The sequence below is a fragment of the Streptomyces sp. MBT65 genome (assembly GCF_016612545.1).
GTDB lineage: Bacteria > Actinomycetota > Actinomycetes > Streptomycetales > Streptomycetaceae > Streptomyces.
In genome coordinates, this window is record NZ_JAENRY010000650.1 from 1 (window position 1) to 1051 (window position 1051).

1 protein-coding gene is annotated in these 1051 nt (G+C 68.7%); it reads right to left on the bottom strand.

The features are described from left to right. Positions 1 to 748 (bottom strand): helix-turn-helix domain-containing protein (locus JHN63_RS51325; protein WP_200691979.1); only part of this gene is annotated, 748 nt, incomplete at its 3' end. Between the last annotated feature and the right edge of the window lie 303 nt (positions 749 to 1051).

Below are 1051 nucleotides of genomic sequence, written 5' to 3' on the forward strand. Positions count from 1 at the left end.
GGGCGTAGAGGGTCGGGCGGCCGGGGGCGGGGGTGCGTTCCCGGGCGATCCACGCACGCCAGTCGGCGGCCCACGCGGCGGCATTGCGGGGATCCCACAAGCTCCGGTAGGTGCGCCACTTCGCGTCGGCGGTACGCAGGCCGTGCTCGCCCAGGCGGTTGAGATGCCCGTCGTGCTGGAGCCAGGCGTGGGCGCTGTCGTCGATCTGCCACTCGGTGGCGGAGATGAGCGGGGCAGAGCTGCTGCTGCTCTTACTACCGTTCACCTTCGGTTCTCTTCTGTTCTGGGGGTCGGAATCCGCACCCCCCTCGGGTCGGAATCCGTACCCCCTGGGGGCCGGACTCTGTTCCCCGGGGCCGGATTCCGATCCCCCCTCGAAGGGCTCGGCAGGGTCGGATTCTGACCCCCCGAGGGCCGGATTCCGACCCTGTTGGGGTGCCGGATTCCGGTCCCCCTCCCGAGCCTCATCGGCGAGGAACCGGGCGGCGATTGGGAGGCGGTAGTACGTCTCGCCCCTGGGTCCCTTGCGGTCTGGGAGCTGTACCAGTTCGCCGTCGGCGATCAGCTTGGCGAGTGCGTCGCGCACGGCGGTGCGGGAGGCGTTGGCGCGTTTCATGAGGGTGGGCACGGACGCGTAGGCGACGCAGTGTCGGTCGCGGCACCGGTCGGCGATCAGGGCGAGGACCATGCGGGCGGTGCCCTTGCTGTGGCTGTGGTCCCACACCCATTCGCGGGCGTCGTAGCTCATCGGGCGGCGGCTCCTGGGGGTCGGTGCATGGAGGTGCAGTCGGCCCTTGTCGGGCGGTGCACAGGGAGGGAGTTGGCCCACTGCCCCGGCCGACGGCGCGGGGGAGGGCTGGTGGCGCCGTATAGCCAAGACAGCCACATCCATGCCGCTCAAGTCCAGCATTCCGCCGAGAAATTCAGACAGCTGACGGCGAACGCTTACTGCGAGCTAGGCATCCCCAAAATTATAAACGCGAATCGGCCGCTGCCGAAATAACGGACCGTCAGGCGAAGCCAGAAGCATCACATCGGCAAGCCGTTGACG